Consider the following 6,670-nt stretch of genomic DNA (forward strand, 5'->3'; position numbering starts at 1 on the left):
CCGCGCCGCCCGAACCACGCCGCACCGCGACCGTCAACGGGACCGGACGGTCACTCCCACTCGATCGTGCCCGGCGGCTTGCTCGTCACGTCGAGCACGACCCGGTTGACGTCGGCCACCTCGTTGGTGATGCGCGTGGAGATGACGGACAGCACGTCGTAGGGCAGGCGGGTCCAGTCGGCGGTCATGGCGTCCTCGGACGACACGGGCCGCAGCACGATGGGGTGCCCGTAGGTGCGGCCGTCGCCCTGGACGCCGACGGAACGTACGTCGGCGAGCAGCACGACGGGGCACTGCCAGATCTCGCGGTCGAGGCCGGCCCTGGTGAGCTCCTCGCGCGCGATGGCGTCGGCGGCGCGCAGCGTCTCGAGCCGGTCGCCGGTGACCTCGCCGACGATGCGGATGCCGAGCCCGGGGCCGGGGAACGGCTGGCGCCAGACGATCTCCTCGGGGACGCCGAGCTCGAGCCCGACGGCGCGGACCTCGTCCTTGAACAGCGTGCGCAGGGGCTCGACGAGCGAGAACTGCAGGTCGTCGGGGAGCCCGCCGACGTTGTGGTGCGACTTGATGTTGGCCGCGCCCTCGCCGCCGCCGGACTCGACGACGTCGGGGTAGAGCGTGCCCTGGACGAGGAACTTGACCTCTTCGCCGTGCTCGCCCGCCTCGGCGACGATGTCGCGTGCGGCGTCCTCGAACACGCGGATGAACTCGCGGCCGATGATCTTGCGCTTCGTCTCGGGGTCGCTGTGCCCCGCGAGGGCGGTGAGGAACCGCTGGCGCTCGTCGCGCACGACGAGGCGCACGCCGGTGGCGGCGACGAAGTCGCGCTCGACCTGCTCGGCCTCGCCCGCGCGAAGGAGCCCGTGGTCGACGAACACGCAGGTGAGCTGGTCGCCGACGGCCTTCTGCACGAGCGCCGCGGCGACGGACGAGTCGACGCCGCCGGACAGCCCGCAGATGACGCGCGCGTCGCCGACCTGAGCGCGGATCGCCGCGACCTGGTCGGCGATGACGTTGCCGGGCGTCCAGTCGGGGGCCAGCCCGGCGCCGTCGTACAGGAAGTGCTCCAGCACGGTCTGGCCGTGCGCGGAGTGCTTGACCTCGGGGTGCCACTGCACGCCGAACAGGCGGCGCGCGCGGTCCTCGAACGCCGCGACCGGGGAGCCCGACGACGTCGCGAGGACCTCGAAGCCCTCGGGTGCGCGGTGCACCGCGTCGCCGTGGCTCATCCACGTGGTCTGGTTCTCGGGCGTCTCCGCGAGAAGGACCCCGGCCGAGCACACCTCGACCTCGGTGCCGCCGTACTCGCGCAGCCCGGTCTGGGCGACCTCGCCGCCGAGCGCCTTGGCCATCGCCTGGAAGCCGTAGCAGATGCCCATGACCGGAACGCCGGCCTCGAAGAGCGCCGGGTCCACGAAGGGGGCTCCGGTCGCGTACACGGACGACGGCCCGCCGGACAGGATGATGGCGGCCGGGTCCTTCGCGAGCATCTGCTCGACCGTGAAGGTGTGCGGCACGATCTCGGAGTACACCTTCGCCTCGCGCACGCGGCGCGCGATGAGCTGCGCGTACTGCGCGCCGAAGTCGACGACGAGCACGGGCCGAGGCGTGGGGACGGTCGTGGCGGGCGCGGGCGACGCGGCGGCGTCTGGAGCGGAGGTCACCCACCGATTCTAGGTGCCCGCGGGGCGCGCTCCGTCAGCCGTCCTCGAACGACAGCTCGACGCGACGGTTCTGCGCCCGGCCGGCCGGGTTGTCGTTCCCGCCGATGGTGTTCTCCGCGACCGGCATCCTGCTGCCGTGGCCCTCGACCGTCAGGGTCAGGTCCGGTCGCTCGGCGCGCAGCACCGTCGCGACGGACTCTGCCCGCGCGGCGGACAGCTCGTCGTTGCGCTCGTCGGTCCCCATCGAGTCGGTGTGCCCGTCGACGGCGACCGCGCTGCCCTGCGGGATCTGGTCGAGGAGCTGCGCGAGGGCGGCCGCGGCCTCTGGCGAGAGCTCGGACCGGTCGAACGCGAAGAGCAGGTCGGCCGTGAGCACGACCACCGTCTCCCCGTCGTCCTCGCGCGTCGTCTCGAGGCCCGTCGTCGCGTCGTCGACGTCGAGCGGGAACGTCGAGTCGTCGACGCTCAGCGGGTGGACCGCGTCCTCGCGCATGGCGTCGGTGACCGCCTCCGCGAGGATCGCGTCGCGCTCGTCCGCGAGCTGCTGCTCGACCTCCGCGACGAGCTCGTCGTGGCGGGCGGAGGCGTCGTCCGACGCGGCGGGTGCCGCGGTCGCCGGCGAGGCGACCGCGACGGCCGGCCCGGCCACGAGCGCACCGGCCGCGAGGACGGCGCCGACGACGCGACGCACCGGGCTACGGTTCGACGTCACTCGACACCGTCGAGGTACGAGATCTCCGCGGCCGTGAAGGCGGGCAGCCCCTGGCCAGGCAGGACGTCGATCGTCGCGGGCGAGCCCTCGGGCGCCGGTAGCTGGGCCCACGCCTCGATCGTCGCGTGGTTGACGAACCCGCCGAAGGGGTACCGCGGCGACCCGACGATGTGATAGCTGCACTGCTGCGGGTCGGGCGAGCCGCCCTTCCACGATCCCTCGGTGCAGAACGGCCGGTACTGGACGAGGCCCACGGGGTCCGTCGCGGTGAGGACCCAGTCGATGCCGAGGTCCGTGTGGCTCGCGGACGCGTCGTCGGGCTGGGCGTCGCTGTCCCAGCGCAGCGCCCAGCGCACCGTCAGCACCTCGTCCTGCACCTCGACGGAGCGGAGCGTCGTCGTGAGCGTCCCACCGAGCGAGCCGCTCGGGGCGTCGACGGTCTGCTCGGCCATGACGGCGTCGCCGACGCGCGCGGAACCGACCTCGGCGGCTCCGTCATCGGCCGGCGCACCGACGCCGGTCTCCGCGGCGCCGGTCGCGGGCGGGTCGGCGTCGTCCCCGGACCCGCCGAGGAGCCCGCAGCCCGACAGCGCGAGAGCGACGACGACGGTCAGGGCGGCGAGCGTCGAGCGAGTGCGGTTCATGATCCCCCGAGTCGAACGGTCCACCGCCGCCCGACGACCGGGCGGCGGCCCGCCGTCGACCCTGCCATACCGGACAGCACGGGCGGAACCCGCCGGAGGTGGGCAGAAGTCCCCATCCGGCGCCTCGTCGGGCGCGTTGCGTCCCTGGTCAGGCGCCGACGACCCGGGCGCGCAGGTCGCGCGCGGCACTCTCGGGATCGGGAGCCTGGGTGATGGCCCGCACGACGACGACGCGCGTCGCCCCGGCGTCGAGCACCGCGTCGAGCCGGCCGGCGTCGATCCCGCCGATCGCGAACCACGGCGTCGCCGGGCGGGTCGTAGCGACGTCGCGCAGCAAGTCGAGCCCGACGGCGGAGCGGCCGGGCTTGGTCGGCGTCGCCCACAGCGGCCCGACGCAGAAGTAGTCGACGTCGGGGTCCGCCTCCGCCGCGGCGGCCTGCGCCGCGGAGTGCGTCGACCGGCCCAGCACGGGCCCCGGACCGAGGAGGGAGCGCACGGCCGGCACGGGCAGGTCGCCCTGGCCCATGTGGACCGCGGGGGCTCCGGTGAGCGCCGCGACGTCCGCGCGGTCGTTGACCGCCCAGAGCGCGCCGTGCTCCGTCGCGACCCGGGCGACGACCGCCTGGAGCTCGAGCTCGCGCGCGACGTCGAGCGTCTTGTCCCGCAGCTGGACGACGTCGACACCCCCCGCGAGCGCCGCGTGGAGGAAGTCCTCCAGGTCGCCGCGCTCCTCGCGTGCGTCGGTGCACAGGTACAGGCGTGCGTCGGCGAGGCGGGCGCGTGGGCCGGCTCCTGCGCCCGGAGTCGGCGCGGCGGACGTGGCGAAGGTCTCGGTGCTCACCCGCCGGAGCCTAGCCGCGGCCCACCCGGTGCAGGCGGTACTGTGGCCGACAGCACGGGAGCCCGCACGGGCTGAGAGGGCGTAGGAGCCGACCGTCGAACCTGATCTGGGTCATGCCAGCGAAGGGAGCGCACATGCACCCCCCTGTTCGCCCGCGGTCCGTGGGCGCCTCTGCTGTGGCGCCCGACGGCGCGCGCGACGTGGTCGTCGTCGGCGGCGGGATCGTGGGGCTCGCCGTCGCGTGGCGCGCGGCGCGCGCAGGGCTGGCCGTCACCGTGCTGGACCCCTCACCCGGGGACGGCGCCACGCACGCCGCCGCGGGGATGCTCGCCCCCGTGACCGAGGCCGACTTCGGCGAGGACGACGCGCTGCGCCTCCACGTCGCGGGTGCGGCGGCGTGGCCCGGCTTCGCGGCCGACCTCGAGAGGGCGACCGGGCCCGGCGTCGGTCTTCGTGCCGCCGGGACGCTCACGCTCGCGTATGACGCGGACGACCTGGCGCTGCTGCGCCGCGTCCTCGCGCTGCACGCGGACCTCGGCCTCGCGTCGCGCGAGATCTCCGTCGCCGACGCCCGGCGCCGTGAGCCGTTCCTCGGCCCGCGCGTGGCAGGTGCCGCGTGGGCCCCAGGGGACCACGCGGTCGACCCGCGCGCGACGCACGCCGCGCTCCTCGCGGCGCTCGGTGCCGGGACCCCGATGCCCGGCACCGCCGTCGTGCGCGTCGCGGCGACCCGGCTGACGCTCGACGCCACCGGGCGCGTCACGGGCGTGCACGACGACGCGGGCCGGCTCCACCGTGCGGGTGCGGTCGTCCTCGCCGCGGGCTGGCAGTCCGGCGCGCTGGTCGCGGACGTGCCGGGCGTCGTCGTGCCGACGCGCCCCGTGAAGGGCCAGACGCTGCGTCTCGACGCCGGGCCGGACCTCGCGCTCGAGCACGTCGTGCGGGGCGTCGTGCAGGGTCGGCCGGTCTACGTCGTGCCGCGCGACCCCGTGCCGGACGGTCCGCGCGCGGGCCACCGGGAGGTCGTCGTCGGCGCGACCACGGAGGAGAACCCCGACGACCGGCGCGCGACGGCGGGCGGTGTCTTCGCACTGCTCCGGGACGCGCGCGCCCTGCTGCCCGGGATCGACGAGGCGGCGCTCGTCGACGTCACGCCGCGCGCGCGGCCCGCGACCCCGGACAACCTGCCGCTCGTCGGCCCGACCGCGGTCCCCGGCCTGCACCTCGCGACCGGCCACGGCCGCAACGGCATCCTGCTCGCCCCGCTCACCGCCGACGCCGTCGTCGCGGGGCTCGTCGGGACCGCGCTCCCGCCCGACGTCGCGGCCGCGGTCGCCATCGCGCGCACCGACCGTTTCCCCGCCGAACCCGCGGTTGTTCCCCGATCCGCGCCCGAGTCCGGGTGCAACCCCGGGTTCGGCACCGTCCCGACGGCGCACCAGCCCATCACGACACCGAGGTGAGAACCGTGAACCCCGTACCGACCGTCGAGGTCACCGTGAACGGCGAGCCGCGCTGGCTCGCCCCCGGCACCGGCCTCGAGGAGCTCGTCGCCACGCTCGTGCCGCAGTACGTCGCCGACGGGACACCGCAGGGCGTCGCCGTGGCCGTGGACGACGCCGTCGTGCCGCGCGGCGCGTGGGCGACCACGGTCGTCGCCTCCGGAGACCGTATCGAGATCGTCACCGCCGTCCAGGGCGGCTGAGGAGGAACCGTGACCACGACCGACATCTCCCCTGGCTCCCCCGGTGCCGCGAGCAGCCCGTCGCTGGGCGACGACCCGCTCGTCGTCGCCGAGACGACCGTCGGCTCGCGCCTCGTCATGGGCACGGGCGGCGCCGCGAACCTGCTCACGCTCGAGGATGCGCTCGTCGCGTCCGGGACCGCACTGACGACCGTGGCGATGCGCCGCGTCGCGGTCCGTGCGGGCGGCGAGGCGAGCCCGGACGCCGGGATCTGGGCTCTCCTCTCGCGCCTCGGCATCCGCGCGCTGCCCAACACCGCCGGGTGCTTCTCGGTGCGCGAGGCCGTGCTCACCGCGCACCTCGCGCGCGAGGCGTGCGGCACCGAGTGGGTCAAGCTCGAGGTGATCGCGGACGACGTGACGCTCCTGCCCGACCCGATCGGCCTCGTCGAGGCGGCCGAGCAGCTCGTGCGGGACGGGTTCGTCGTGCTGCCCTACACCAATGACGACCCGATCCTCGCGCGCCGGCTCGAGGACGTCGGGTGCGCTGCGGTCATGCCGCTCGGCGCGCCCATCGGGTCCGGGCTCGGCATCCTCAACCCGCGCAACATCGAGGCGATCGCGGCCGCCGCACGGGTGCCCGTGATCCTCGACGCGGGGATCGGTACCGCGTCCGACGCCGCGCTCGCCATGGAGCTCGGGTGCGACGGTGTCCTCCTCGCGACCGCCGTCACGCGCGCCGCCGACCCGGTGCGCATGGCGCACGCGATGCGCCTGGCCGTCGAGTCGGGGCGCCTCGCCGCGGGTGCGGGGCGCATCCCCCGCCGCGAGGGCGCCCTCGCGAGCTCGCCCCCGGAGGGCCGCCTCGACCTCGCCCTCTGACACGCCGACGGCATGTCCCGTCTCGTGGTCAGGTCCGCTTGTGGGGCGACGTCGGTGCTCGGGCTGGTTCGGGCATGCTGTGGTCGGGTCCGCGTGCGGGACGGCGTCGGTGCTCGGGCTGGCCGCGCCGTCACCCCGGCCTGTCGGGCGCGGGTCTGAGGAGCGCGGCCTTGACGCCCTTCGCATCCGACGCCGCCCCGCACGCTCAGCCGTCACCTCACCCCGGGCACGTTGCCGGATCGC

At 75.5% G+C, this 6,670-nt stretch carries 7 protein-coding genes and 1 riboswitch; of the genes, 3 read left to right on the forward strand and 4 right to left on the reverse strand.

Going from position 1 to position 6,670, the window contains the following annotated elements; all coding sequences use genetic code 11:
• Window positions 1-50: 50 nt before the first annotated feature.
• The 4 genes from guaA to thiE form a co-directional block, all read right to left on the reverse strand.
• Window positions 51-1,664, reverse strand: a complete 1,614-nt coding sequence (guaA, locus tag AC4H2H_RS19560) for a glutamine-hydrolyzing GMP synthase (RefSeq protein ID WP_494372502.1) — start codon at window positions 1,662-1,664, stop codon at window positions 51-53.
• Between the two features lie 34 nt (window positions 1,665-1,698).
• Window positions 1,699-2,355, reverse strand: a complete 657-nt coding sequence (locus AC4H2H_RS19565; RefSeq protein ID WP_494372503.1) for an OmpA family protein — start codon at window positions 2,353-2,355, stop codon at window positions 1,699-1,701.
• Window positions 2,356-2,372: 17 nt separating this feature from the next.
• On the reverse strand, window positions 2,373-3,020 hold the full coding sequence (locus tag AC4H2H_RS19570; protein ID WP_494372504.1) for a hypothetical protein: 648 nt from the start codon (window positions 3,018-3,020) through the stop codon (window positions 2,373-2,375).
• Window positions 3,021-3,168: 148 nt separating this feature from the next.
• Entirely contained in the window at window positions 3,169-3,861 is a 693-nt protein-coding gene (thiE, locus tag AC4H2H_RS19575) for a thiamine phosphate synthase (RefSeq protein ID WP_494372505.1), read from the reverse strand.
• Window positions 3,862-3,913: 52 nt separating this feature from the next.
• A riboswitch (TPP riboswitch) is annotated at window positions 3,914-3,991 on the forward strand.
• Between the two features lie 4 nt (window positions 3,992-3,995).
• Between thiE and thiO the strand changes: the two genes are divergently transcribed.
• The 3 genes from thiO (at window position 3,996) to AC4H2H_RS19590 (ending at window position 6,427) form a co-directional block, all read left to right on the forward strand.
• The gene (thiO, locus tag AC4H2H_RS19580) at window positions 3,996-5,324 is read left to right on the forward strand and encodes a glycine oxidase ThiO (RefSeq protein WP_494372506.1); all 1,329 of its coding nucleotides are present in this window, start codon (window positions 3,996-3,998) and stop codon (window positions 5,322-5,324) included.
• A gap of 5 nt (window positions 5,325-5,329) precedes the next feature.
• A complete protein-coding gene (gene thiS / locus AC4H2H_RS19585; protein ID WP_494372507.1) occupies window positions 5,330-5,566 on the forward strand; it encodes a sulfur carrier protein ThiS in 237 nt (78 codons plus the stop codon).
• Between the two features lie 63 nt (window positions 5,567-5,629).
• Complete coding sequence (locus AC4H2H_RS19590) at window positions 5,630-6,427, forward strand: thiazole synthase (protein WP_494372508.1); 798 nt, start codon at window positions 5,630-5,632, stop codon at window positions 6,425-6,427.
• Window positions 6,428-6,670: the final 243 nt, after the last annotated feature.

It is taken from the genome of Cellulosimicrobium sp. BMG9.22 (assembly GCF_059159975.1).

What these genes read in the sequence shown, in the direction of transcription:
- AC4H2H_RS19570 (WP_494372504.1), bottom strand. Translation starts at nt 3,020, where the DNA reads ATGAACCGCACTCGCTCGACGCTCGCCGCCCTGACCGTCGTCGTCGCT.
- thiO (WP_494372506.1), top strand. Translation starts at nt 3,996, where the DNA reads ATGCACCCCCCTGTTCGCCCGCGGTCCGTGGGCGCCTCTGCTGTGGCG.